The following is a 24,167-nucleotide window of genomic DNA, read 5'->3' on the forward strand; positions in this document are numbered from 1 at the left end:
TTTTCAGCCGGACCAGCCCACACCTGACCCCCTGCGTTTTTTATCTGAACAGCAAAACAGAGTTAACTGGAAGTCAGTGCACCGTGCACGTTCACGGGTATCTGCGCTTCAGAAAAGTGATACCACTGAGGTGAACGGAACCCTGAGCCGAAACCACATGTTCTCCATAATGCTTAACTGACTGGTATTACATGTTAGTGCGGCTTTTTTGTTGTGATCTGCTTCAAATATAGAAATTAAATTCTTTATATTGATATAAAAGAGAAAATATTTCTTAACTTTTAGAAATTACAGGGGTTTGTTTGTGAAGTTTTTCTCTGATCCTGCGCGTATGATTTCCTCATTACTCCAATAGCTCACCTGCACCGTAGTACTGCGTATCGCATTGAGGCAGTACGAAAAAAATATAAAAACCTCTACCTACACATTGAGCGGAAAATTATGGAAACGGCAACGAATAACAGCGTAATACTCGACGCATCTGCTCCGGCACGTCGGGCGGGAATGACCGAAAGTGAATGGCGCGAAGCCATTAAATTCGACAGCATGGACACCGGCTGGGTCATTATGAGTATCGGTATGGCAATTGGTGCGGGGATTGTTTTTCTTCCCGTCCAGGTGGGTTTGATGGGGCTGTGGGTGTTTTTGCTCTCCTCTATCATCGGTTACCCAGCCATGTATCTGTTCCAGCGTCTGTTTATTAATACGCTGGCTGAGTCCCCAGAGTGTAAAGACTACCCGAGCGTAATCAGCGGCTATCTGGGTAAGAACTGGGGCATCCTGTTAGGTGCGTTGTATTTTGTGATGCTGGTTATCTGGATGTTCGTCTATTCCACCGCCATCACCAACGATAGCGCCTCCTACCTGCATACTTTTGGCGTTACTGAAGGTTTACTGTCCGACAGCCCGTTCTATGGCCTGGTGCTGATTTGCATCCTGGTGGCTATCTCGTCCCGCGGGGAAAAACTGCTGTTTAAAATCTCCACCGGTATGGTACTGACCAAGCTGCTGGTGGTGGCGGCGCTTGGCGTGTCTATGGTTGGGATGTGGCATTTATATAACGTAGGTTCACTGCCGCCGATGGCGCTGTTGATCAAAAACGCGATTATCACGCTGCCGTTTACCCTGACCTCGATTCTGTTTATTCAGACCTTAAGCCCGATGGTTATCTCCTATCGTTCTCGCAATAAATCCATTGAAGTGGCACGCCATAAAGCCCTGCGAGCCATGAATATTGCGTTCGGTATTCTGTTTGTGACCGTCTTTTTCTACGCCGTTTCCTTCACGCTGGCGATGGGCCATGACGAAGCGGTTAAAGCTTATGAGCAGAACATTTCCGCTCTGGCGATTGCCGCGCAGTTTATCAGCGGCGCGGGTGCTGGCTGGGTGAAAATCGTCAGCGTTATTCTGAACATCTTTGCCGTAATGACCGCTTTCTTCGGCGTTTACTTAGGGTTCCGTGAAGCCACTCAAGGGATCGTGATGAACGTGCTGCGCCGCAAAATGCCAGCCGAGAAAATCAATGAGACCCTGGTTCAGCGCGGCATTATGGTTTTCGCTATCCTGCTGGCGTGGGGAGCCATTGTGCTCAATGCGCCGGTACTGAGCTTCACTTCTATTTGTAGCCCTATCTTCGGCATGGTGGGATGTCTGATCCCGGCCTGGCTGGTCTACAAAGTTCCTGCACTGCACAAATACAAAGGCGCTTCCCTGTATCTGATTATTGTCACGGGCCTGCTGCTGTGCGTTTCTCCGTTCCTGGCATTTTCCTGAGATATCTGAGCAAAGGTTGTTGTTATGTTTGAGACTACATTGAATCCATTATGGGATAGTTTTATCCGCGCGGTGCAGGAAGAAGTTAAGCCTGCGCTGGGCTGCACGGAACCTATCTCTCTGGCTCTGGCGGCAGCGGTCGCCTCCTCTGAGCTGGACGGCGCGGTTGAACGCATTGATGCGTGGGTCTCACCGAACCTGATGAAAAACGGCATGGGCGTTACCGTGCCGGGTACCGGAATGGTCGGGCTGCCTGTCGCGGCGGCACTGGGTGCGCTGGGGGGAAATGCCCACGCTGGTTTAGAGGTACTGAAAGACGCTTCGCCTCAAGCGATTGCCGATGCGAAAGCGATGCTTACCGCCGGGAAGGTCGCGGTGATGCTGCAGGAGCCATGCGAGGACATTCTTTTCTCCCGTGCGAAGGTTTATAGCGCTGAAGGATGGGCGTGCGTGACGATTGTTGGTGGTCATACCAACATTGTGCACATTGAGACCAATAAGGGCGTGGTGTTCACGACAGAACAGAACGCTCAGGAAGAGGAACAGGAGTCACCGCTGGCGGTATTGTCCCACACGTCGCTGGAAGAGATTCTGGCGTTCGTGAACGCGGTACCGTTTGAGTCAATCCGCTTTATTCTCGATGCGGCGAAACTGAACGGTGCGCTGTCCCAGGAAGGGCTGCGCGGTAACTGGGGCTTGCACATCGGAACCACGCTTGAGAAGCAGTGCGCGCGTGGCCTGCTGGCGAACGATCTCTCCACCTCTATTCTGATCCGCACCAGTGCGGCATCGGATGCGCGAATGGGCGGGGCGACGCTTCCGGCAATGAGCAACTCGGGCTCCGGTAATCAGGGGATTACCGCGACCGTTCCGGTAATGGTGGTGGCTGAGCACTTTGGTGCGGATGAAGAGAAACTGGCGCGTGCGCTGATGTTGTCTCACTTGAGCGCTATCTACATCCATCATCAGCTTCCGCGTTTGTCTGCACTGTGTGCGGCAACCACGGCGGCGATGGGCGCCGCGGCGGGGATGGCGTGGATTGTTGATGGTCGCTACAACACTATCGCGATGGCAATCAGCAGCATGATTGGCGACGTGAGCGGAATGATTTGCGATGGCGCCTCAAACAGCTGCGCGATGAAAGTTTCAACCAGCGCATCTGCGGCGTGGAAAGCGGTGCTGATGGCGCTGGATGACACCGCAGTGACCGGCAATGAAGGGATTGTGGCGCACAACGTGGAGCAATCTATCACGAACCTGTGTGCGCTGGCGTGTCGCTCGATGCAGGAAACCGACAAGCAGATCATTGAGATCATGGCCAGTAAGGCACATTAATCTGCAGGCCGGGTAAGGCGGAATCGCCCCCGGCATAACTCTAAGCCGCCTTTTCAGGCGGCTTCTTCGTCTTCCAGCCGTAGCTCGGCATCCGCCACAATCGCTTCCAGCTCTGTCAGCATTTCTTCATAGCCGAAGGTCACAGTATCCTGTTTTTTCGGCTCAACCTGCGGCTGGCGTTTTTTTGATGATTTCTTGCTCAATAGTCGTACTCCATTGTTTTCCCTGACTATACGGGCAAATCTATCAGCAAAGCGCGCAGCGCGGTATCGGCGACTAACGTTATGTTAGTTTCGTCACGAATAAATGCGCCATCGCCGCAGGTGAGCGCTTCTTTTTCGGCGCCAGATGTCACCGCATGGAATCTGCCGTGGATCGACTGTAAGTAAGCCCGCGGCCCATGTAACTGAAAACTCAGCGATTCACCTTGTTGCAGTTCAACGTGGTGCACCCATACCTGTTGACGCAGATGCAGGCTGCCTTGTTCACCATCCGGCGAGGCGAGCAACTGATGCTTACCGGCACTCAGCGTGGCTTTCTGTACGCAGGCGTTTTCGCGCTGCGGGCAGGCATCCAGCCAGAGCTGCATTCGGGTTAACGGTTTATCTTTGCTGATATTGTGTTCGCTGTAGCTAATTCCCGGCTGTGTGGCGAGCAGTAAAACTTCTCCTGCCTTGGCCTGGATATGGTTCCCTTCACTGTCGCGATACTCCGCTTCCCCTTCGAGGATCAGATTGACGATATCCACCTTCGGATAGGTACGTGGCTGGAAAGAGGCTCCCGGTGCCAGAACTTCCTGGTTCAGAACACGCAGCGAGGCATAACCCAGCAGTTTAGGATCAAAATAGTGCCCAAAGGAGAAGGTATAACGGGCCTGCAGCCAGCCGTAGTCTGCTTGCCCGCATTGTTTGGCTGTACGGGTAGTAATCATAGTTCTTGACCTCTCTTTACTTCCTTTTATGTTAAATGGCTAGACGCTGCATTGTTAGCCAGATATTCTGCCCGGTATGTTCAAATTTCCTGAATGAGAACGAGATGGCCAAAGAAAGGGCTTTAACGCTTGAGGCGTTACGCGTCATGGACGCAATAGACCGGCGTGGCAGCTTTGCCGCCGCAGCGGACGAACTGGGGCGCGTTCCTTCCGCGCTCAGCTATACCATGCAGAAGCTGGAGGAAGAGCTGGACGTCGTGCTGTTCGACCGTTCAGGTCATCGCACAAAATTCACCAACGTCGGGCGTATGCTGCTGGAACGTGGGCGTGTACTGTTGGAAGCTGCGGATAAGCTGACCACCGATGCCGAAGCGCTGGCTCGCGGTTGGGAAACGCATCTGACCATCGTCACCGAAGCGCTGGTGCCGACGGCGGCGTTTTTCCCGCTGATCGACAGACTTGCCGGGAAGGCCAATACCCAGCTTTCCGTTATCACCGAAGTTCTGGCCGGGGCGTGGGAGCGTCTGGAGCAGGGGCGGGCGGATATCGTGATTGCGCCGGATATGCATTTTCGCTCATCTTCGGAAATCAACTCGCGCAAGCTGTACTCGCTGATGAACGTATATGTGGCGGCCCCGGATCATCCAATTCATCAGGAGCCGGAACCGTTATCGGAAGTCACCCGCGTGAAGTACCGTGGAATCGCGGTGGCGGACACGGCCCGCGAACGCCCGGTGCTGACGGTTCAACTGCTGGATAAACAGCCGCGTCTGACGGTGAGTTCGATAGAAGATAAACGCCAGGCGCTGTTGGCCGGCCTTGGCGTGGCGACGATGCCATACCCGCTGGTGGAAGAGGACATTGCGGCGGGTCGGTTGCGTGTGGTTAGCCCGGAATCGACAAGCGAAATTGATATTATTATGGCCTGGCGTCGAGACAGCATGGGCGAAGCGAAATCCTGGTGTTTGCGGGAAATTCCCAAGCTGTTTGCGGGTAAATAGCAGGGCTGTTACGCCGGATGCGGTGCAAATGCACCTTATCCGGCCGACAAGATGGTGTATTACATCAGGACAGTTGTTTAGGGTCAGCGCCGAAGCGGTTGCTCCCCTGAGTCCCGTTTTGACAGTTGAAAATGATGATTACCAACCAGCCTACGATCGGGATCAGCAGCACCAGTAGCCACCAGGCCGAGCGGTCGGTGTCATGTAAACGCCGGAACTGCACCGCCCACCACGGGATAAAGACCAGAACCCCATAAATCGTCGTTAATATGCCTTCCCCTCCGGCGCGTTCCCAGCCAAGCATTCTGTCCAGAATGCCCAGCACGAACGTAAAGATGATGTTGACCAGCACAAACATCCAGTATTCTTTACGACGCGCGCGGCCCCCAAAACCAAAGTAGTTCTTTAATACGTTTAAATACCAATCCATTTTTGCCTCGTTCTGTATTCAATTACTTGTTTTTAAAGCAATCAAATTAAGAATAGCCGTGAATGGAATACTGGTAAATATTTGCTGTATTAATTATTTGGCCCCCAAAGGGGACCCGTGTAAATCAGGCAAAACGGTCATCACGCCCGTGGGGCTCGTTGAGGTCCTGCCACGGTCCGACAGAAATAATGCCGGTCGGGTTAATGGTTTTGTGGCTACGGAAGTAGTGATTGCGGATGTGATCGAAATTAACGGTCTCCGCAATGCCTGGCATCTGGTAGATATCGCGCAGGAAACCGTACAGGTTCAGATAGTCGCTAATCCGGTGTTTGTCGCACTTGAAGTGCGTCACATACACAGGATCAAAGCGCACCAGCGTGGTCCACAGGCGAATATCGGCCTCTGTTAACTGGTCCCCGGTCAGGTAGCGATGTTGCCCAAGGATCTGCTCCAGTCGCGCCAGAGATTGAAAGACTTTTTCTACGGCGTCGTCGTAGGCTTCCTGACTGGTGGCAAATCCGGCTTTATACACGCCGTTATTGACGTTGTCATAAATCCATCCGTTGAGCTCGTCGATTTTAGTTTGCAGAGCGGGTGGATAGTAATCCCCGGCTTTCGCGCCCAGCGCATCAAACGCAGTGTTAAACATACGGATGATATCTGCAGATTCGTTGCTGACAATGGTGTGGTTCTTTTTGTCCCACAGCACCGGAACGGTCACCCGACCGCTGTAGTGCGGATCGGCGTGTAAATAGAGTTGATAAAGAAATTCGTGCTGATACAGGGTATCGCCGGTTGCCGCCGGGAAGTTATCGTCAAAGGTCCAGCCGTTTTCCAGCATCAGCGGATGCACAACGGAAACGGAAATAAACGGTTCCAGCCCTTTGAGTTTACGCAAGATCAGCGTGCGATGCGCCCACGGACAGGCCAGAGAAACGTAGAGATGATAGCGGTCTTTTTCGGCGGCGAAACCCCCTTCGCCCGTTGGACCCGGTGCGCCATCCGCGGTGAGCCAGTTACGGAAAGCTGATGCAGAGCGTTGAAATTTTCCCCCGGTTGATTTGGTGTCATACCAGGTGTCATGCCATACGCCGTCAATGAGTTGTCCCATGTTTTCGCCTCCTCAGATAGCAAAAGCGAGGAGATGTCTCCTCGCTTTTTGATGCGTTTAGTATAGCTCGCTTACCATTTTTTATTCAGTACACGGTCGATGCTGAATGCGCCCGGACCGGTGATAGCCAGCAGCAGGAAGCCGCCTGCGATGGTCAGGTTTTTCATAAACATCAGAGAGTTCACACCTTCCGCAAAGTTGCTGTGGAAGAGGAACGCCGTCAGCAGCGTGAAGCCCGCGGTGAACAGCGCAGTAGTACGGGTCAGGAAACCAAACAGGATGGCCAGACCGCCGCCAAACTCAAGCAGGATAACCAGCGGTAACATAAATCCTGGGACGCCCATGGCTTCCATGTACTGTTGGGTACCCGCATATCCGGTGATTTTTCCCCAACCTGCGGTAATAAACAGGATTGGCATCAGAATGCGCGCTACCAGTACACCAACATCTTCTAATTTCTTCATCATACTCTCCAGGAAACCACTCAGGCGGCTTATTGTGTTTTTTTGTGCAACGACGTCGCAGAGTGCGTCGTTGCTGTCGATGGAGAGAATCATAAACGCGGCTAATGACAATTGTTAGCAAGGAAAACTGTCAGAAATTTTCAAAAAATTTGAGGTTAGGGGGAGAAGAGGTGATTAGCCGCGCAGTTGCTGTTGTCTGATGGTCGATTTAACCAGACGCCAGATGCTCCACACGCTAAAGCCGCGTTTAGCCCAGCGTACCAGCAGATTCGGGTTACGAATGGTGCGAACCGCTATAATACTGCTTCCGACCAACACCCAGCCACGCAGGTTCAGCAGCGTCTTCCAGCCACGATCGTAAACTTCGGTGGCTTCAAGCCAGTCGCGGCGAGTGGCAGACAGATCCAGCCTTTGCTGCTGGATCTGTCCAAGCAGTTGCGCCTTACGTTGTTGACGTTCGACTTTACTGCTCATTATGCATCATCCTCCAGGGCCTGCCTGTCGTTAGCGAGTTCATTGCGCGTATGGCGTAGCAGCGTTGTTTTACGCGCTTTACTCAGCGTCCATAGCCCGCCGATAAGCGCTAAAAGCAACAGCACAACGGTGGTGGCAATCATGGCGTTCAGGCGATACTGCGGGTCTATGGCCCAGATGATAAGCACCATCAGGCTCATCAGACCAAACGCCGCGAACAGCATGGTCAGCCCAAGCATCAGCAGGATCTGGATGAGATTGGCTTTTTCCTCTTCCAGCTCAACGACGGCCAGCCGCAGCCGCGTCTCTACGATCTCAACGAGAATCGTCAGGATCCGCTGTCCAATACCCAGTACGCCTTTGCCTGGACCTTGTGCGTGTTGAGAGTCTGCCATTATTAACGGCGCGACAGCAGTACACCAAGCACCACACCGACTGCAGCGCCAATGCCGACGCCTGTCCATGGGTTTTCGCGTACGTAGTTATCGGCTTTTGCCGCGGCCTCACGGGTCTGTTTGGCAATCACATCGCTGGTTTCGCTCAGACGATGGCGGCTCTCGCGTAACGCATGTTCGGCTTTGCTGCGAATTTTACTCATCTCTTCCTTCGACTTATCGCCAGAGGAGCTAAGTACTTCTTCAAGCGTATCCGCAAGAGATTTCAGCTCAGCGCGCAGGTTTTCCGTAGCATTATCTTTCGACATAGTTTTCTCCAGTTGAGTGACTAGTTACCGTACTTAGTAATCGCGTGTCTCGAGTTCTTTCAGCTCTTGCTGAGCTTCAGCAAGCTTATGTTCGCGCTTGGCTATCTTATCCGCATCGCCTTTTTGCTTCGCTTCGGCCAAATCACGTTGACGCTCGGCTATCTCATTTTTCTGCTCGGCGATTTTTTTCTGATGGTCGGCGCGCAGTTTGCTGTCAGTACAATTTGCCCGAACTTCGCTCAGCGCTTTGTTCAGACCATTGATGCGGTTTTGATTGTTGTGCTTTTCGGCATAGCTTATCTCCCGCTGAATATCCTGTTCTTTTTCCTGACAGAGGGTGGAGGCGTAACTGCCGGCACTGAGAGCGAAAAGACTAATTGCTAAAGCGATGCGGTATTTCATTCTTGAACCTTCCATTGTGATTCGACCTTGTGGCTTTGGCCGATGCTCCAGAATAATAAAGCAATGGGTCATAAACCCAGTTTATTAATCATAGGCGCTAAATGATGAAATCACCAAAGTGAGTGATCTAATTCAGATTCCTGGAGATTAACCAAAACGGTGCGGGGTATCACGTAAGCGGGATAACCACTGTACCGCCTGATTATCATCATCCTGCTGAGCAATAACGAAACCGTGCGGTAACGTTCGGTCCAGCACGACCTTTGCGGCTGCGCTTTGCGCGCTGGAATCAAAGGTGATCAGCAGCGCGTCATTTTGCGGAGTAATGCTTTTAAAGCGAATACCGTTGGCGTCCAGGTGATGCCAGATAGAGAAGCCATCAGGCATGGTGGCTCCCTGGTTTACAGCACGAATGGCAAGCGTTGACTCCTGCTGGCGGATGACCGACCAGGTCAGGAGCAGCGCGCCGATAAACAGCATAAAAGTAGTCGTCCAGGCCAGTCGTCGGAGTGTTATGCATGATTTCAGCATAATTTACCCTCGGTTCCCGTATTTCTTTTTCCAAAGCACAACCAGTGAACCTGCCAGACCAAACACCAGTAACACCACGGGAAGCAGCATCAGACAAGACATCAGCTGATCTTCATATTTGAGAAACACTGGCGTTTTGCCCAGCAGATAGCCAAGCGTTGTGAGAATCAGAACCCAAAGCAGTCCGCTCATCCAGTTAAAGAACTGAAAGCGCGCATTGTTAAGACCGGACAATCCTGCGATGGTCGGCAGTAATGTTCTGACAAACGCGATAAAGCGACCGACCAACAGGGCAGACAAGCCATGCTTATGGAACAGATGATGTGCGCGCTGATGGTAGTGCGCGGGTAGATGAGACAGCCAGTTTTGAACGGTGCGGGTATTTCCCAGCCATCTCCCCTGGATATAGCTGAGCCAGCAACCCAGGCTGGCCGCGGTGGTGAGCAGCAGTACCGTTTGCGGAAAACCCATCGCGCCTTTAGCGATAAGTACGCCGACCAGTACCAGTAGACTGTCGCCAGGTAAAAAGGCTGCTGGCAGCAGTCCGTTTTCCAGAAACAAAATGGTAAACAGTACGAAATAGAGCATGCCAATCATGGAGGGATTGGCCAGCGTTTCAAAATCCTGAGCCCATAAAGCATTCAATAATTGAGTCAGTAGTTCCATTCAATATTCCTGGAGAATCGGTTGTCGTCATGCCGGTATTCTGGAGTTTGTAACGCCGCAATTTTATTGGTGTTTTTTACATGGATCGCGGTCTGACACAAATTCACGGCCTGAACTATTCCCTGTAAAGTTGTGAAGTAAGCAAGCTCTCAAACACAAAAATTCAAATAACAACTAATTGTAACAAAGGTCAACGTAGTCCGTTATAGAAATTACGGGTGTTGCACTGTGATTTTGCTTATCGCAATGGAGGGAGGCGAGAGGATTTACACAGGCTGACACTTTATACCTAATGCTTACCAAGCGTCAGAAACAGGCGCTTTGTCGCGCCTGCATCGTTAAGATTGTTTATTTTGCGCCGTTAGCTGCCGTATCGAGATGAATGACGGGATTATCGGTAAAAAGATAACGGTCTGCGTTGAATTCAAAATCATCGCTGGTTTCGTTAAACAGCATCTGCTTTGTGTTCTCAAGATGCTGCCACATCGCCAGTTTGGCGGCGTGTGGATCTTTGCGAATCAGCGCCCGCAGGATCTGGTCATGGTCGTCGCACCAGTTATCTATCGTGCGCAGGTCGATGTGGTCGTGCAGCTTCTTCCAGTAGGGGTTGTGAATACGCTGAGTCCACATTTTTTCAACAATCGCGGCCAGGGCAGAGTTCTGTGTTGCCAGCGCGACCTGCACATGGAACAGGAGATCCCACTCGGAGTCACGAAAGCTTTTTTCGTTACGCGACTTCTCCTGAATTTCCATCAGTTTCATGATGTCCTGTTTGGTCACCTGGGTGGCGGCAAACTCAGCAATGTTGCTTTCTATGAGCTGGCGAGCCTGGAGCAGCTCAAACGGACCGTAGCTGGCGAATTCCAGACTTTCATCTGGCGCGACATAGTGTTTGGGTTGGTTTGAAATGACGTGGATCCCCGATCCTTTACGCACTTCAACATAGCCCTCAACCTCGAGCATGATAATCGCTTCACGAACCACGGTGCGGCTGACATTTTTTTCATCGGCGATAAAGCGTTCGGCGGGGAGTTTGTCACCCACCAGGTAGACACCCTGCTCAATGCGTTCTTTCAGATCAGCGGCAAGTTGTTGGTACAAACGTCGTGGTTCGGTGATTTCCATATGCGCTCCAGGCATGATACGGCAGACTCTATTTGTTATACCACTTTTGCGATTACGGCTCCACTCGCGGCGATAAAAAAGCCGCCAGATGACTGGCGGCTTAGCATTACATAACCTTGTTAAATCGTGTCTGGTTAACTTTGCGCAGCGGGATCGCCAGTTTGCGAAGCTGACTCTACCTCGCTGGCCGATTTGTTCTGCAATACCGTCCAGATGACTAACGCGCCGAGCAGGTCGAATACCGCCAGTACGGCGAACAGCGGGCTGAAGCCGATGGTGTCAGCCAGCGCGCCAACGACCAGTGCAAACAGCGTACTTGCAAGCCAGGCGGACATACCGGTCAGACCGTTCGCGGTTGCCACTTCATTACGACCAAATACGTCAGAAGAGAGCGTGATCAGCGCACCGGACAGCGCCTGGTGAGCAAAGCCGCCGACGCACAGCAGGGCGATAGCAATGTACGGGCTGGTGAACAGACCGATCATCCCTGGGCCAATCATCAGCAATGCGCCCATGGTGACGACCATTTTACGGGAAACGATCAGGTTAACGCCGAACCAGCGCTGGAACAGCGGCGGTAAGTAACCCCCTACGATACAACCCAGGTCAGCAAACAGCATCGGCATCCAGGCAAACATCGCAATCTCTTTCAGGTTAAAGCCGTAGACTTTAAACATGAACAGCGGGATCCAGGCGTTGAAGGTACCCCAGGCCGGCTCTGCCAGGAAACGCGGCAGCGCGATGCCCCAGAACTGGCGATTACGCAGGATCTGACCGAGAGACATTTTCTTGGCGGTGCTGTTTTTATGCTGTGATTCCTGACCATTCAGAATGTAATCACGTTCTTCATCAGACAGTTTTTTCTGGTCGCGTGGGTGTTTGTAAAATACCAACCAGCACATGGCCCAGATAAAGCTCAGGGCACCAGAAATAATGAATGCCATCTGCCAGCTGTGCATGACGATAGCCCAGACGACCAGCGGCGGAGCAATCATCGCGCCGATAGAGGAACCGACGTTAAAGTAACCCACGGCGATTGAACGTTCTTTTGCCGGGAACCATTCAGAACTGGCTTTCAGACCCGCAGGGATCATCGCAGCTTCAGCGGCACCGACTGCGCCTCGCGCCAGCGCCAGTCCACCCCAGCTACCAGCCAGTGCGGTCGCGCCACAGAAGACGGCCCACAGAACGGCGAACATCGCGTAACCAATTTTTGTGCCGAGCACATCGAGCACGTAGCCGGCAACAGGTTGCATTACGGTGTAAGCAGCAGAATACGCTGCGATGATATAGGAATACTGTTGGGTGGAGATGTGTAACTCTTCCATCAGAGTTGGCGCAGCTGCCGCCACAGTGTTACGTGTCAGATAACCCAGCACGGTGCCAAGCGTCACCAGTGCGATCATGTACCAACGTAACCCTTTAATTTTACGCATGTAAAACCTCATCGTTTTGTTATGTCCGCGAACGAGCGGTCATCTTCCAGTTCAGGGAGGAGGATGTTCTTTTACGAGGGGGTAACCGAAAAAAAAGCCGGTACTCCCCGAACTCTGCCATGTCAATATTTGTGCTAATTCGGTTTCCGTACCGGTTAATCCGATGGTGATACATCGGTAATTTGCATTCCGTCGGCTTATGTATCGCGACGGCAAAAAGATAACTTGTCATACAGCTTTAAAAGGTGAGTGCCATCACAAAAGTGTGAATCTTCGTGTGGTCATTATTTCGATTCAGCAAAGCCAGTGCTGGTGCGGCTTGGCGCGTGGTTTACCTCTTTGAGAGTAATTTTTTTGTCGCCATTTGTTGATCTAACTCACGAAAATATCTTCAGTGTATGGAAATTGGTGTGATAACTTTGTCAACATCAAAACATAAGCAATCTGACGCACTCGCTGAGAGGAAGACGATAATGACCCCGTTTATGACTGAAGATTTCCTGTTGGACACCGAATTTGCCCGCCGTCTGTATCATGATTACGCCAAAGACCAGCCAATCTTCGACTACCACTGTCATTTGCCACCGCAACAAATCGCGGAAAACTACCGTTTTAATAACCTGTATGACATCTGGCTGAAGGGTGACCACTACAAGTGGCGTGCGATGCGTACTAACGGCGTCGCTGAGCGCCTGTGTACCGGCGATGCGTCCGATCGCGAGAAGTTTGACGCCTGGGCCGCCACGGTTCCGCACACAATCGGTAACCCGCTGTACCATTGGACCCACCTCGAATTACGTCGCCCGTTTGGTATTACAGGTAAGCTGCTGTCTCCGGCAACGGCTGACGAAATCTGGAACCAGTGCAACGAACTGCTGGCGCAGGACAAATTCTCCGCGCGCGGCATCATGCAGCAGATGAATGTGAAAATGGTTGGTACTACCGATGACCCGATCGACTCTCTGGAGCATCACGCGGCCGTTGCTAAAGACGGAAGCTTTGATGTGAAAGTGCTGCCGAGCTGGCGTCCGGATAAAGCCTTTAACATTGAGCAGGCGACCTTTAACGACTATATGGCGAAGCTCGGTGAGGTGTCTGACACGGATATCCGCCGCTTCAGCGACCTGCAAGCTGCGCTGACCAAACGTCTGGATCACTTTGCGGCTCACGGCTGTAAAGTCTCTGACCACGCGCTGGACGTGGTGCTGTTTGCTGAATCTAACGAATCTGAACTGGATAGCATTCTGGCACGCCGCCTGGCGGGTGAAACGCTGAGCGAGCATGAAGTTGCCCAGTTTAAAACCGCGGTGCTGGTGTTCCTCGGTGCGGAATACGCGCGTCGTGAATGGGTACAGCAGTACCACATCGGCGCGCTGCGTAATAACAACCTGCGTCAGTTCAAACTGTTGGGCGCGGATGTCGGCTTCGACTCCATCAACGATCGCCCGATGGCCGAAGAGCTGTCCAAACTGCTGAGCAAGCAGAACGAACAGAACCTGCTGCCGAAAACTATTCTCTACTGCCTGAACCCGCGCGATAACGAAGTGCTGGGCACCATGATCGGCAACTTCCAGGGCGAAGGTATGCCGGGCAAGATGCAGTTCGGTTCCGGCTGGTGGTTCAACGATCAGAAAGACGGTATGGAGCGTCAGATGACGCAGCTGGCCCAGCTCGGTCTGCTGAGCCGTTTCGTCGGCATGCTGACCGATAGCCGTAGCTTCCTGTCATACACGCGCCATGAATACTTCCGTCGCATCCTGTGCCAGATGATTGGCCGTTGGGTTGCTGCAGGTGAAGCGCCGGCAGATATCCAGCTGTTGGGTGAAATGGTCAGAAATATTTGCTTCAACAATGCGCGTGATTATTTCGCCATTGAACTGAACTAAGGCCTGGGTGAAGGTATGCAATACATCAAGATCCATACGCTGGATAACGTCGCGGTAGCGCTCGCTGATTTGGCTGAAGGAACCGAAGTCACCGTTGATGGGCAAGCGGTAATCCTGCGCCAAGCGGTTTCTCGTGGCCATAAATTCGCTTTATGCGATATTGCGCAAGGCGAAAACGTCATTAAATACGGTTTGCCAATCGGTCATACGTTGGTGGACGTGGCGGCGGGTGAGCATATTCATGCTCACAACACGCGCACGAATCTGAGCGACCTGGACACGTATAGCTACCACCCTGATTTTCAGGCAGAGCTTGTTCAACCCGCCGATCGCGACGTACAGATCTACCGTCGCGCCAACGGCGAGGTCGGCGTGCGCAACGAACTGTGGATCCTGCCGACGGTCGGCTGCGTCAACGCTATGGCGCGTCAGATGCAGAACCGCTTTCTGAAAGAGACCAACGACGCCGAGGGTATCGACGGCGTGCATCTTTTCAGTCACACCTACGGCTGTTCACAGCTGGGTGACGACCACATCAACACCCGTACCATGCTGCAAAATATGGTGCGCCACCCGAATGCGGGTGCGGTGCTGGTGGTCGGCCTGGGCTGTGAAAACAACCAGGTTGATGCCTTCCGCGAAACTTTAGGCGAGTACGATCCTGAGCGTGTTCACTTTATGGTCTGCCAACATCAGGAAGACGAAGTGGAAGCGGGGATTGAACATCTCCATCAGTTGTACAACGTGATGCGTAACGATAAGCGTGAGCCGGGTAAGCTGGGCGAGCTGAAGTTTGGTCTGGAATGCGGCGGCTCTGACGGCCTGTCTGGTATTACCGCCAACCCGATGCTGGGGCGTTTTTCCGACTACGTGATTGCCAACGGCGGCACCACCGTGCTGACTGAAGTACCGGAAATGTTCGGTGCCGAGCAGTTGCTGATGGACCACTGCCGTGACGAAGAAACCTTCGGCAAGCTGGTGACCATGGTCAATGACTTTAAGCAGTACTTCATTGCTCACGACCAGCCGATTTACGAGAATCCATCGCCGGGCAACAAAGCGGGCGGGATCACCACGCTGGAAGATAAATCTCTGGGCTGCACGCAAAAAGCGGGCTCCAGCCAGGTGGTGGATGTACTGCGCTACGGCGAACGCCTGAAGACACACGGCCTGAACTTACTGAGCGCGCCGGGTAACGATGCGGTTGCTACCAGTGCCCTCGCGGGCGCGGGCTGTCATATGGTGCTGTTCAGCACCGGCCGCGGTACGCCGTACGGCGGTTTTGTGCCGACGGTGAAAATTGCGACCAACAGCGAGCTGGCGGCCAAGAAAAAACACTGGATCGATTTTGACGCCGGACAGCTGATCCACGGTAAAGCGATGCCTCAGCTGCTGAGCGAGTTTGTCGATACGATCGTTGAGTTCGCCAATGGCAAGCAAACTTGCAACGAGCGCAACGATTTCCGGGAACTGGCTATCTTTAAAAGCGGCGTAACATTGTAATTACCCTTCATCTTTCGCGTGACAGCCGCGTTGGCTGCGTCCATTCACCCCGGTCACTTACTCCAGTAAGCTCCCGGGGATGTCTGAACTTACCGCCTTGCGGTAGCACGAAATCTATTGGGTAATCGAAATGGAGTGGATTTTAAAAACGGCGTTTCATAATATGGAGCGCCGTTTGTTTTTGCGTTTCCTCACAAGGATCTCCCATGACCGCGTATTGGCTGGCCCAGGGCGTAGGTGTCATCGCCTTTTTGATCGGCATTACCACCTTTTTCAATCGAGATGAGCGCCGGTTCCGGCTGCAACTTGCCGTCTACAGCGCCACCATTGGCGTGCATTTTTTTCTGATGGGCGCCTGGCCTGCGGGAATGAGTGCAGAGCTAAACACCATCCGCACACTCGTCTCGATGCATACCCGCAAACTGTGGGTAATGACCGTTTTTATTATCCTCACCCTGGTTCTTGGGCTGGCGAAATTACAGCATGCGATGGAGCTGTTGCCGATTATCGGCACGCTGGCCAGCACCTGGGCGCTGTTTCGCTGCCAGGGGCTGACCGTGCGCTGCGTAATGTGGTGCGCAACCGCCTGTTGGGTTATCCATAATTTCTGGTTGGGATCGATTGGTGGGACGATGATCGAAGGTAGTTTTCTGGTGATGAACGGCCTGAACATTATTCGCTTCCGGCGGATGCAAAAACGCGGAATTGATCCATTCAAAATTGAAAAAAGCGTACAAGAAGAGAACCCCTCCGTCCGGTGACGGAGGGGCAGAGATTAGCCGCGCAGGGCGTTATTTGCCAGACGTTCGTCTTCAGCCTGGCAGGCCGCAGCGGTAAACAGGACGTCTGTAGAAGAGTTCAGCGCCGTTTCACAGGAATCCTGCAATACGCCGATGATAAAGCCAACGGCAACGACCTGCATGGCGATGTCATTCGGGATACCGAACATATTACATGCCAGTGGGATCAGCAGCAGAGAACCTCCCGCCACGCCCGATGCGCCGCAGGCACACAGCGAAGCCACCACGCTCAGTAACAGCGCCGTCGGTAAATCGACCGGAATACCCAACGTATTTACCGCCGCCAGCGTCAACACGGTAATGGTGATCGCCGCGCCAGCCATGTTGATGGTGGCTCCCAGCGGGATAGAAACCGAATAGGTATCACGATCCAGGTTCAGCTTCTCACACAGCGCCATATTCACCGGAATGTTTGCCGCGGAGCTACGGGTAAAGAAGGCGTACACGCCGCTTTCACGCAGACAGGCCAGCACTAACGGATATGGGTTGCGGCGAATTTTCCAGAATACCAGCAGCGGGTTGACCACCAGTGCTACCAGCAGCATACAGCCTACCAGCACGGTCAGCAGCTGCGCGTAGCCCCAAAGCGTGGCGAAACCGGTGGTTGCCAGCGTGGAGGAGACCAGGCCGAAGATACCGATCGGCGCGAAACGAATCACAAGCTTCACCATAAAGGTAACAGCGTTGGACATATCGTTGACCAGATTTTTGGTCGTTTCATTACCGTGACGCAGCGCAAAGCCCAGACCGACGGCCCAAACCAGGATGCCGATGTAGTTGGCGTTAAGCAGTGCATCAATTGGGTTAGAAACCATGCTCATTAGCAGGCCACGCATCACTTCAATAATGCCGGACGGCGGTACGATATCGCTGGCGCTGCTGGAAAGATGCAGTGTCGATGGGAAAGCGAAGCTGAAGACAACGGCCGCTAGCGCTGCGGAAAATGTTCCGAGCAGGTAGAGGAACAGGATTGGGCGGATATTGGTTTTTTGCCCGTGCTGGTGGTTGGCGATAGAAGCCATTACCAGCATCAGAACCAGAATTGGTGCGACGGCTTTTAACGCGCCGACGAACAGAGTACCCAGCAAACCAACGGCTTCTGCCGCAGGTTTTGACACCAGTGCCAGTAAAATCCCCAGAACCAAACCGATCAAAATTTGTTTAACCAGGCTCCCTTGCGCCAGGCGCGAGAATAGCCCCGATGAACGTTGCGTAGTCATGTAGTAATCCTTTCATTGTGTTGTTGCCCTGCCTTTGTGCGTTCTGTAGACGCATCTTTCAGGATGAGGCAAATGTTTGCATGGCTGAGTATAAGGAAAGAACAGGGTTCTGGAAGCGAAATATCCTGGATTTCGCGTCGAGATCATATTTTATAACTTTGAGTTAACATTATTTTGACATGATAAACAAAAAGCCCGACGCACGCAGTGTGCTGTCGGGCTTTTCAGCTAGCAGATGAAACTTACTGTATTTGCTGCTTTTTATCGTGCTGGTGGTTGACCCAGGCGTTCACAATCAGCGTCACAAACAGAATGCCAAATACCACGCCTAACGAGATAGCGATCGGGATATGGTAGAAATCGACGATCAGCATCTTAATACCGATAAACACCAGAATGACCGACAAACCGTACTTCAGCATGGAGAAACGCTCCGCCACGCCCGCCAGCAGGAAGTACATTGCGCGCAGACCCAAAATAGCAAACAGGTTTGAGGTCAGCACGATGAACGGGTCGGTAGTGACGGCAAAGATAGCCGGAATACTGTCGACGGCAAAAATGACGTCGCTCAGCTCAACCAGAATCAACACCAGCATCAGCGGCGTAACAAACAGCAGGCCGTTTTTACGCACGAAGAATTTTTCATCTTCGATGGTATCGGTCATGCGCAAATGACCGCGCAGCCAGCGTACTAACGGCCTGTCGCCAATACCGGAAGCATCTTCTTTCGCCAGCGCCATTTTTACGCCGGTAAACAGCAGGAATGCACCGAACACGTACAACAGCCACTCAAATTGGGTGATAAGCCAACTGCCGGCGAAGATCATGATCGTACGCAGAACAATGGCTCCCAGCACGCCATACACCAGTACCCGACGCTGCAACGCAGGCGGTACGGAGAAGTAGCTGAACAGCATCAACCAGACAAAGACGTTATCTACTGCCAGCGATTTTTCGATCAAATAGCCGGTAAGGAACGCCAGCGCCTGTGGGTCGGCAACGGCGCGGCCCTGGGTTTGTGCTAGGTACCACCAGAAGACGGCGTTAAACAGTAACGACAGCGTTACCCAAACGATTGACCAGGCCGCAGCCTGCTTCATCGACATCGTATGCGCGCCACGACGACCCTGCAACAGCAGGTCGATGGCCAGCATAATTACCACCACGACAGCGAAGCCACCCCATAACAACGGTGTGCCGACAGTATTCATTGTATTTCCCCATGCATAAAAAAAACGGCCAACGCCGAATGACGTTAGCCGCTGCTTTTTATGCATAGACCTTGCCATTCGGCAAGGTCTCACTTACAACAACAAAGGAATACGATGGCGTATTCCTTTGTTATCGCCCGGCGACCGGATGTGGTTTTTCACACATCGTAATGACGATCAACCGACAACGAAGTTACTCCCCTTTGCGGGTTACAAAATATTACAGGCCATGCATTCAGTCAATGGCCTGCAACATTCGTTTTACATACTTTTACGCAGTCAGCGATATTACCGCTTCGTCTGCCGGGAAAATCACGCCGGTCTGGCGGCGAATCTCTGTTTGCAGTTTGGCGGTGATACGGCTGACGGCCAGTGCGGGGTGATCCACTTCGCCGGATTCAACCAAATGAGCAAAAGCCTCTGCCTCATACAGCATAGTATTGATGTGCTGAGGCGTCGTCAGATCCTGGGTTTTCCCCCCGCGAGGAACGAAGCACACTTTCTGACACTCGGAGATATGCTCGATCACCAGCGATCCCTGCTCACCCTGAATTTCACTGGCTAACACCGAGTCGCTTACTTTTGAGTGCTGGAGTGTGACGCTGAAATCACCGTAATTCATCACCACCACGCCGTGGGCATCTACGCCGCTTTCCAGCAGACTGGCGCTGGCCTGAACGCTTTGCGGCTCACCCCACAGCGCAACCGCTGAGGCCAGGCAGTAAAAACCGATATCCATAATCGAGCCATTTGAGAACGCCGGATTAAACGTGTTCGGATTTTCACCGTCCAGATAGCGCTGGTAACGCGAGGAGTACTGGCAGTAATTAATAAACGCTTTCCTGATTCTTCCGACTTTGGGTAGAGATTGCTGCAACAGCAGGAAGTTAGGCAAGCTGGCGGTCTTAAACGCTTCAAACAGCACGACCTGATTTTCGCGCGCGCAGGCGATAGCGGCTTCGGCTTGCGCCTGGTTTGAGGCCAGCGGCTTTTCGCAAATAACATGCTTTTTGTGCCGCAAAAACAGCTCAGTCTGCGGGAAGTGCAGGGAGTTTGGACTGGCGATGTAGACGGCGTCGATCGCCTCGCTTTGCGCCATCGCTTCCAGTGAGGTAAACAGATGCTCGACGGGGTAATCATTGGCGAAGGTCTGCGCCTGCTCGAGGCTACGGGAATAGACCGCGGTTAACTTATATTTGCCGGTTTCATGGGCGGCATCGACAAACTGGCGGGTGATCCAGTTTGTGCCAATTACTGCGAAACGTATCATAATGGCCTTCAGGCTGCGAAAAGGGATCCTTTCGTCAATTTAGCATGCTCTGAAGACAAAGCCAGTGCGCGACTACGCAGTTTGCTTTAACGATTGTTGCGTTAACCACAGGCGGGTATCGAACTCCAGTTGATGATACTGAGGCTCCATATGACAGCACAGCTGGTAAAACGCTTTGTCGTGCTCTTTTTCTTTCAGATGCGCCAGTTCATGAACGACGATCATGCGTAAAAAAGGTTCAGGGGCATTGCGAAACACGGTGGCAACGCGGATCTCCGCTTTGGCTTTTAGCTTACCGCCCTGCACGCGAGATACGGCGGTATGCAGCCCCAGCGCATTCTTCAGAACGTGTATCTTGCTGTCATACATGACTTTATTCAGCGGCGGGGCATTACGCAGGAACTGATTTTTCAGATCCTGAGCATATTGCCAGAGCGCTTTGTCGGTCGCGAAATCATGCGTCCCCGGATAGCGCTTCTCCAGCACTGCGCCCAGACGCTGTTCAGCAATCAGCGTTCTCACCTGAGAAAGCAAATGTTCCGGGTAGCCCTGGAGATAAGTTAGTTGGTTCATCTTTGCCCATGCCAATCATAAAAAGTGTATACTCACGCACCCTTTTCAGGGATACGCCGAAATTTTACCATTCAGGAGGGCCGATGAGCCACATAGACAACGGTTTCCGTTCGCTGTCACTTAAACGTTTCCCGGAAACGGATGACGTTAACCCGCTGCTGGCGTGGGAAGCGGCAGATGAATATCTGCTGCAACAGCTGGACGATACCGAGATTAGCGGCCCGGTGCTAATCCTGAATGATACCTTTGGCGCGCTGGGCTGTGCGCTGGCGCAACATTCGCCGTACAGCATTGGCGACTCCTATCTCAGCGAGCTTGCCACACGCGAGAACCTGCGTCATAACGATATTGCCGAGTCGAGCGTCAAATTCCTCGACAGCACCGCTGAATATCCGCAGGCGCCGGGCGTGGTGCTGATTAAGCTGCCAAAAACCATGGCGCTGCTGGAGCAGCAACTGCGCGCGCTGCGTGAAGTGGTGACGCCGCAAACGCGTATCATCGCCGGGGCAAAAGCGCGTGATGTGCATACCTCGACGCTGGAGCTGTTTGAAAAAGTGTTGGGTCCAACCACCACCACGCTGGCGTGGAAAAAAGCCCGTTTAATCAACTGTACGTTCAGCAAACCTGAGCTGGCCGCTGCCTCGCAAGTGCTAAGCTGGAAGCTGGAAGGTACCGAATGGACTATCCATAACCACGCCAACGTCTTCTCCCGTACCGGACTGGATATCGGCGCGCGCTTTTTTATCGAGCATCTGCCGGAAAACCTCGAAGGGGAGATTGTTGACCTCGGCTGTGGTAACGGTGTCATCGGTATGACGCTGCTGGCGAAGAACCCGGAAGCCAGCGTGGTATTTGTTGATGAATCGCCGATGGCGGTGGCTTCAAGCCGCTTGAACGTGGAAAGTAACATGCCTGAAGCGCTGGATCGCTGTGAGTTTATGATCAACAACGCGCTGTCGGGCGTCGAACCGTTCCGCTTTAACGCCGTGCTGTGTAACCCACCGTTCCACCAGAAGCACGCGCTGACGGATAACATTGCCTGGGAGATGTTCCACCACGCTCGCCGCTGCCTGAAAATCAACGGTGAGCTGTACATTGTGGCTAACCGTCACCTTGACTACTTCCACAAGCTGAAGAAGATTTTCGGCAACTGTGTGACCATCGCCACCAATAATAAATTCGTGGTACTGAAAGCGGTCAAAACCGGTCGCCGCCGCTAATCGTGTGTGCCGGATGGCGGCGTGACCGCCTTATCCGGCCTACGAAATCCATACTGTTAAATTTCCAGCGCCAGCATCGTCCCTTGGGCAATAGCGCGTCGGGCATCCAGCTCCATCGCCACATCGCAGCCGCCGATCAGATGTACCGTTTTACCTGCCGCGTGGAGTGGATCAACCAGTTCACGGCGCGGCTCTTGTCCGGCGCAAATCACCACGTTATCCACGTTAAAGATCAACGGTTCGCCGTTCAACACGACGTGTAACCCATCATCATCAATTTTCTGATAGCTAACTGCCGGGATCATTTTCACGCCGCGTGAGAGCAGGGTGGCGCGATGGATCCAGCCCGTCGTTTTCCCTAAACCTTGTCCCGGTTTGCTGGCTTTGCGCTGCAACATCACTATCTGGCGCGGGCTGCGGGATAAGTGCGGACCTTCCAGGCGTAAGCCGCCAGGCTGTTGCAGGCTGGTGTCGATCCCCCATTCCACGCAGAATTCCGCAATGTTTTGGCTGGTGGGCTCACCGGGCTGGCTCAAATACATGGCGGTATCAAAACCGATCCCGCCGCAGCCAACGATCGCCACGCGTTTGCCCACCGGCATTTTATCGCGCAGGACGTCGAGATAGCTCAGCACTTTAGGATGCGCGATCCCCTCGATCGGTGGCATACGTGGCTCGATCCCGCTGGCGAGGATCACTTCATCGAAGGGGTACAGATCGCGTGCGCTGACAAAGTGATTCAGCTTCAGCGACACGCCAGTCACATCGATCATCCGGCGGTAGTAGCGCAGGGTTTCATAAAATTCTTCTTTGCCGGGGATCTGCTTAGCGATATTAAACTGCCCGCCAATCTCGCTATGCGCGTCAAACAACGTCACGTGATGACCGCGTGCGGCGGCATTAATGGCGAAGGCGAGGCCTGCAGGACCTGCTCCGACAACCGCCAGATTTTTCGGCACAGTGGCGGCAACGATCGGCATTTTGGTCTCATGGCAGGCGCGCGGATTCACCAGGCAAGAGGTGACTTTGCCGACGAAGATCTGATCCAGGCAGGCCTGGTTACAGCCGATACAGGTATTGATCTCATCCGCTCGCCCGGTTTGCGCTTTTGACAGCAGTTCGGCATCGGCGAGGAACGGACGGGCCATCGACACCATATCGGCATCGCCACGGGCCAGAATGTCATCGGCGACTTGAGGATCGTTAATGCGGTTGGTGGTGACCAGTGGGATCGTCACATGCCCTTTCAGCTTACGTGTCACCCAACTAAACGCACCGCGCGGCACCGGGGTGGCAATAGTGGGAATACGCGCCTCATGCCAGCCTATACCGGTGTTAATAATGGTCGCCCCTGCGGCTTCTATCGCCTGCGCCAACTGGACGGTTTCGTCGAAGGTTCCGCCGTTTTCCACCAGATCGAGCATCGACAGGCGGAAGATAATAATAAAGTCATTACCGGCACGCTGGCGTACCGCGCGCACCACTTCCACGGCAAAACGCATGCGGTTGGCATACTCGCCACCCCACTCGTCATTGCGCTGATTGGTGCGCAGAGTCAGGAATTCGTTGATGAGATAGCCTTCCGAGCCCATCACTTCGACGCCATCATAGCCTGCTTCCCGCGCCAGTTGAGCGCAGTGGGCAAAATCTTCAATCAACTGCAGCACCTCATCGTGCGTCAGCTCATGCGGCGTAAAGCGGTTGATTGGCGCCTGAATGGCAGAAGGTGCCACCAGATGCGGCTGGTAGCTGTAACGCCCGGTATGCAGGATTTGCAGGGCGATTTTGCCGCCTTCGTCATGCACCGCGTCGGTAATGACGCGATGATGTGCAAGCTGGCTGGTGTCGTTCAGCATCGCGCCGCCTTCCATCCCCACGCCGGAAAGCGCAGGCGCAATACCTCCGCTCACAATTAACGCTACGCCGTGACGGGCGCGTTCGGCGTAGAACGCGGCCAGCCGTTCTGCACCGTCGGGATACTCCTCCAGCCCGGTATGCATTGAACCCATCAGCACGCGGTTTTTAAGCGTGGTGAAGCCTAAATCGAGCGGGGCGAACAGCGACGGATAGCTCATAAAGGTGTCCAGTATGTAAAATTATTG

At 53.2% G+C, this 24,167-nt stretch carries 25 protein-coding genes; 7 read left to right on the plus strand and 18 right to left on the minus strand.

The window, feature by feature from the left end; genetic code table 11:
• The first annotated feature begins 441 nt into the window (after window positions 1-441).
• Together OGV65_RS24340 and OGV65_RS24345 are read left to right on the plus strand one after the other, a co-directional pair.
• Window positions 442-1,773, plus strand: a complete 1,332-nt coding sequence (locus OGV65_RS24340; RefSeq protein ID WP_016157542.1) for an SLC5/6 family protein — start codon at window positions 442-444, stop codon at window positions 1,771-1,773.
• A gap of 24 nt (window positions 1,774-1,797) precedes the next feature.
• The gene (locus OGV65_RS24345; protein ID WP_016154627.1) at window positions 1,798-3,108 is read left to right on the plus strand and encodes an L-cysteine desulfidase family protein; all 1,311 of its coding nucleotides are present in this window, start codon (window positions 1,798-1,800) and stop codon (window positions 3,106-3,108) included.
• A 53-nt stretch (window positions 3,109-3,161) separates the two neighbouring features.
• Here OGV65_RS24345 and OGV65_RS24350 read toward each other — a convergent pair whose 3' ends face one another.
• Together OGV65_RS24350 and OGV65_RS24355 are read right to left on the minus strand one after the other, a co-directional pair.
• Window positions 3,162-3,311: a protein YhaL gene (locus OGV65_RS24350; RefSeq protein ID WP_016157540.1), complete on the minus strand. Its 150-nt coding sequence runs from the start codon at window positions 3,309-3,311 to the stop codon at window positions 3,162-3,164.
• 26 nt (window positions 3,312-3,337) lie between these two features.
• Window positions 3,338-4,039 (minus strand): pirin family protein, encoded by a 702-nt coding sequence (locus tag OGV65_RS24355; RefSeq protein ID WP_016157539.1) that lies wholly within the window; start codon window positions 4,037-4,039, stop codon window positions 3,338-3,340.
• A 104-nt stretch (window positions 4,040-4,143) separates the two neighbouring features.
• On the opposite strand from OGV65_RS24355, the gene yhaJ reads away from it, so the two are divergent.
• Entirely contained in the window at window positions 4,144-5,040 is an 897-nt protein-coding gene (gene yhaJ, locus OGV65_RS24360; protein ID WP_016154624.1) for a DNA-binding transcriptional regulator YhaJ, read from the plus strand.
• A gap of 64 nt (window positions 5,041-5,104) precedes the next feature.
• Here yhaJ and OGV65_RS24365 read toward each other — a convergent pair whose 3' ends face one another.
• The 11 genes from OGV65_RS24365 to OGV65_RS24415 all read right to left on the minus strand — a co-directional run bounded on the left by OGV65_RS24365 (window position 5,105) and on the right by OGV65_RS24415 (window position 12,382).
• Window positions 5,105-5,470 carry a DUF805 domain-containing protein gene (locus tag OGV65_RS24365; RefSeq protein ID WP_016154623.1) on the minus strand — a complete coding sequence of 122 codons (366 nt, stop codon included), beginning with the start codon at window positions 5,468-5,470 and terminating at the stop codon, window positions 5,105-5,107.
• A 124-nt stretch (window positions 5,471-5,594) separates the two neighbouring features.
• On the minus strand, window positions 5,595-6,581 hold the full coding sequence (gene yqjG, locus OGV65_RS24370) for a glutathionyl-hydroquinone reductase YqjG (protein ID WP_016154622.1): 987 nt from the start codon (window positions 6,579-6,581) through the stop codon (window positions 5,595-5,597).
• A gap of 71 nt (window positions 6,582-6,652) precedes the next feature.
• Entirely contained in the window at window positions 6,653-7,045 is a 393-nt protein-coding gene (locus OGV65_RS24375; protein WP_003024847.1) for a DoxX family protein, read from the minus strand.
• Window positions 7,046-7,219: 174 nt separating this feature from the next.
• A complete protein-coding gene (locus OGV65_RS24380; protein ID WP_048242009.1) occupies window positions 7,220-7,519 on the minus strand; it encodes a YqjK-like family protein in 300 nt (99 codons plus the stop codon).
• The gene (locus OGV65_RS24385; protein WP_016157537.1) at window positions 7,519-7,914 is read right to left on the minus strand and encodes a phage holin family protein; all 396 of its coding nucleotides are present in this window, start codon (window positions 7,912-7,914) and stop codon (window positions 7,519-7,521) included. The genes OGV65_RS24380 and OGV65_RS24385 overlap by 1 nt, the downstream gene beginning before the upstream one ends.
• Before the next feature lie 2 nt (window positions 7,915-7,916).
• The gene (locus OGV65_RS24390) at window positions 7,917-8,222 is read right to left on the minus strand and encodes an ElaB/YgaM/YqjD family protein (protein ID WP_003024832.1); all 306 of its coding nucleotides are present in this window, start codon (window positions 8,220-8,222) and stop codon (window positions 7,917-7,919) included.
• Window positions 8,223-8,255: 33 nt separating this feature from the next.
• Window positions 8,256-8,624: a DUF1090 domain-containing protein gene (locus OGV65_RS24395; protein WP_016154619.1), complete on the minus strand. Its 369-nt coding sequence runs from the start codon at window positions 8,622-8,624 to the stop codon at window positions 8,256-8,258.
• Between the two features lie 147 nt (window positions 8,625-8,771).
• Entirely contained in the window at window positions 8,772-9,140 is a 369-nt protein-coding gene (gene mzrA / locus OGV65_RS24400; protein ID WP_029139667.1) for an EnvZ/OmpR regulon moderator MzrA, read from the minus strand.
• Window positions 9,141-9,158: 18 nt separating this feature from the next.
• The gene (gene yqjA, locus OGV65_RS24405; RefSeq protein ID WP_003024820.1) at window positions 9,159-9,821 is read right to left on the minus strand and encodes a DedA family general envelope maintenance protein YqjA; all 663 of its coding nucleotides are present in this window, start codon (window positions 9,819-9,821) and stop codon (window positions 9,159-9,161) included.
• A gap of 348 nt (window positions 9,822-10,169) precedes the next feature.
• Window positions 10,170-10,946: a transcriptional regulator ExuR gene (gene exuR / locus OGV65_RS24410; protein WP_047499647.1), complete on the minus strand. Its 777-nt coding sequence runs from the start codon at window positions 10,944-10,946 to the stop codon at window positions 10,170-10,172.
• Window positions 10,947-11,080: 134 nt separating this feature from the next.
• Window positions 11,081-12,382, minus strand: a complete 1,302-nt coding sequence (locus OGV65_RS24415) for an MFS transporter (protein ID WP_016154616.1) — start codon at window positions 12,380-12,382, stop codon at window positions 11,081-11,083.
• A 473-nt stretch (window positions 12,383-12,855) separates the two neighbouring features.
• On the opposite strand from OGV65_RS24415, the gene uxaC reads away from it, so the two are divergent.
• The 3 genes from uxaC to OGV65_RS24430 all read left to right on the plus strand — a co-directional run bounded on the left by uxaC (window position 12,856) and on the right by OGV65_RS24430 (window position 16,532).
• Window positions 12,856-14,268, plus strand: coding sequence for a glucuronate isomerase (uxaC, locus tag OGV65_RS24420; RefSeq protein WP_047499643.1), 1,413 nt, complete (start codon window positions 12,856-12,858; stop codon window positions 14,266-14,268).
• 15 nt (window positions 14,269-14,283) lie between these two features.
• Entirely contained in the window at window positions 14,284-15,771 is a 1,488-nt protein-coding gene (locus tag OGV65_RS24425; RefSeq protein ID WP_016157534.1) for a UxaA family hydrolase, read from the plus strand.
• Between the two features lie 206 nt (window positions 15,772-15,977).
• Window positions 15,978-16,532 (plus strand): YgjV family protein, encoded by a 555-nt coding sequence (locus tag OGV65_RS24430; RefSeq protein ID WP_016154613.1) that lies wholly within the window; start codon window positions 15,978-15,980, stop codon window positions 16,530-16,532.
• 14 nt (window positions 16,533-16,546) lie between these two features.
• Here OGV65_RS24430 and sstT read toward each other — a convergent pair whose 3' ends face one another.
• The 4 genes from sstT to OGV65_RS24450 all read right to left on the minus strand — a co-directional run bounded on the left by sstT (window position 16,547) and on the right by OGV65_RS24450 (window position 20,845).
• Entirely contained in the window at window positions 16,547-17,791 is a 1,245-nt protein-coding gene (sstT, locus tag OGV65_RS24435) for a serine/threonine transporter SstT (protein WP_049283300.1), read from the minus strand.
• 242 nt (window positions 17,792-18,033) lie between these two features.
• Window positions 18,034-19,002, minus strand: a complete 969-nt coding sequence (locus tag OGV65_RS24440) for a TerC family protein (RefSeq protein ID WP_016154611.1) — start codon at window positions 19,000-19,002, stop codon at window positions 18,034-18,036.
• Between the two features lie 271 nt (window positions 19,003-19,273).
• Window positions 19,274-20,272 carry a Gfo/Idh/MocA family protein gene (locus OGV65_RS24445; RefSeq protein ID WP_103767078.1) on the minus strand — a complete coding sequence of 333 codons (999 nt, stop codon included), beginning with the start codon at window positions 20,270-20,272 and terminating at the stop codon, window positions 19,274-19,276.
• 72 nt (window positions 20,273-20,344) lie between these two features.
• Entirely contained in the window at window positions 20,345-20,845 is a 501-nt protein-coding gene (locus OGV65_RS24450; protein ID WP_103767079.1) for a M48 metallopeptidase family protein, read from the minus strand.
• Window positions 20,846-20,928: 83 nt separating this feature from the next.
• Here OGV65_RS24450 and rlmG point away from each other — a divergent pair, with 83 nt between their 5' ends.
• Entirely contained in the window at window positions 20,929-22,065 is a 1,137-nt protein-coding gene (rlmG, locus tag OGV65_RS24455; RefSeq protein ID WP_279265474.1) for a 23S rRNA (guanine(1835)-N(2))-methyltransferase RlmG, read from the plus strand.
• 56 nt (window positions 22,066-22,121) lie between these two features.
• On the opposite strand, the gene OGV65_RS24460 is transcribed toward rlmG, so the two are convergent.
• Window positions 22,122-24,140 (minus strand): oxidoreductase, encoded by a 2,019-nt coding sequence (locus OGV65_RS24460; RefSeq protein ID WP_047499171.1) that lies wholly within the window; start codon window positions 24,138-24,140, stop codon window positions 22,122-22,124.
• Window positions 24,141-24,167 lie beyond the last annotated feature (27 nt).

It is taken from the genome of Citrobacter sp. Cb004 (genome assembly GCF_030337065.1).
GTDB classification, from domain to species: domain Bacteria; phylum Pseudomonadota; class Gammaproteobacteria; order Enterobacterales; family Enterobacteriaceae; genus Citrobacter; species Citrobacter braakii.

Bases quoted from the DNA above. Each gene is read 5' to 3' on its own strand.
- OGV65_RS24385 (WP_016157537.1), bottom strand. From the start codon at position 7,914: ATGGCAGACTCTCAACACGCACAAGGTCCAGGCAAAGGCGTACTGGGT.
- OGV65_RS24365 (WP_016154623.1), bottom strand. From the start codon at position 5,470: ATGGATTGGTATTTAAACGTATTAAAGAACTACTTTGGTTTTGGGGGC.
- OGV65_RS24415 (WP_016154616.1), bottom strand. From the start codon at position 12,382: ATGCGTAAAATTAAAGGGTTACGTTGGTACATGATCGCACTGGTGACG.
- yhaJ (WP_016154624.1), top strand. From the start codon at position 4,144: ATGGCCAAAGAAAGGGCTTTAACGCTTGAGGCGTTACGCGTCATGGAC.
- yqjG (WP_016154622.1), bottom strand. From the start codon at position 6,581: ATGGGACAACTCATTGACGGCGTATGGCATGACACCTGGTATGACACC.
- yqjA (WP_003024820.1), bottom strand. From the start codon at position 9,821: ATGGAACTACTGACTCAATTATTGAATGCTTTATGGGCTCAGGATTTT.
- sstT (WP_049283300.1), bottom strand. From the start codon at position 17,791: ATGACTACGCAACGTTCATCGGGGCTATTCTCGCGCCTGGCGCAAGGG.
- OGV65_RS24425 (WP_016157534.1), top strand. From the start codon at position 14,284: ATGCAATACATCAAGATCCATACGCTGGATAACGTCGCGGTAGCGCTC.
- rlmG (WP_279265474.1), top strand. From the start codon at position 20,929: ATGAGCCACATAGACAACGGTTTCCGTTCGCTGTCACTTAAACGTTTC.
- OGV65_RS24340 (WP_016157542.1), top strand. From the start codon at position 442: ATGGAAACGGCAACGAATAACAGCGTAATACTCGACGCATCTGCTCCG.
- OGV65_RS24460 (WP_047499171.1), bottom strand. From the start codon at position 24,140: ATGAGCTATCCGTCGCTGTTCGCCCCGCTCGATTTAGGCTTCACCACG.
- uxaC (WP_047499643.1), top strand. From the start codon at position 12,856: ATGACCCCGTTTATGACTGAAGATTTCCTGTTGGACACCGAATTTGCC.
- OGV65_RS24450 (WP_103767079.1), bottom strand. From the start codon at position 20,845: ATGAACCAACTAACTTATCTCCAGGGCTACCCGGAACATTTGCTTTCT.
- OGV65_RS24375 (WP_003024847.1), bottom strand. From the start codon at position 7,045: ATGAAGAAATTAGAAGATGTTGGTGTACTGGTAGCGCGCATTCTGATG.
- OGV65_RS24440 (WP_016154611.1), bottom strand. From the start codon at position 19,002: ATGAATACTGTCGGCACACCGTTGTTATGGGGTGGCTTCGCTGTCGTG.
- OGV65_RS24355 (WP_016157539.1), bottom strand. From the start codon at position 4,039: ATGATTACTACCCGTACAGCCAAACAATGCGGGCAAGCAGACTACGGC.
- exuR (WP_047499647.1), bottom strand. From the start codon at position 10,946: ATGGAAATCACCGAACCACGACGTTTGTACCAACAACTTGCCGCTGAT.
- OGV65_RS24345 (WP_016154627.1), top strand. From the start codon at position 1,798: ATGTTTGAGACTACATTGAATCCATTATGGGATAGTTTTATCCGCGCG.
- OGV65_RS24395 (WP_016154619.1), bottom strand. From the start codon at position 8,624: ATGAAATACCGCATCGCTTTAGCAATTAGTCTTTTCGCTCTCAGTGCC.
- OGV65_RS24445 (WP_103767078.1), bottom strand. From the start codon at position 20,272: ATGATACGTTTCGCAGTAATTGGCACAAACTGGATCACCCGCCAGTTT.
- OGV65_RS24390 (WP_003024832.1), bottom strand. From the start codon at position 8,222: ATGTCGAAAGATAATGCTACGGAAAACCTGCGCGCTGAGCTGAAATCT.
- OGV65_RS24430 (WP_016154613.1), top strand. From the start codon at position 15,978: ATGACCGCGTATTGGCTGGCCCAGGGCGTAGGTGTCATCGCCTTTTTG.
- OGV65_RS24380 (WP_048242009.1), bottom strand. From the start codon at position 7,519: ATGAGCAGTAAAGTCGAACGTCAACAACGTAAGGCGCAACTGCTTGGA.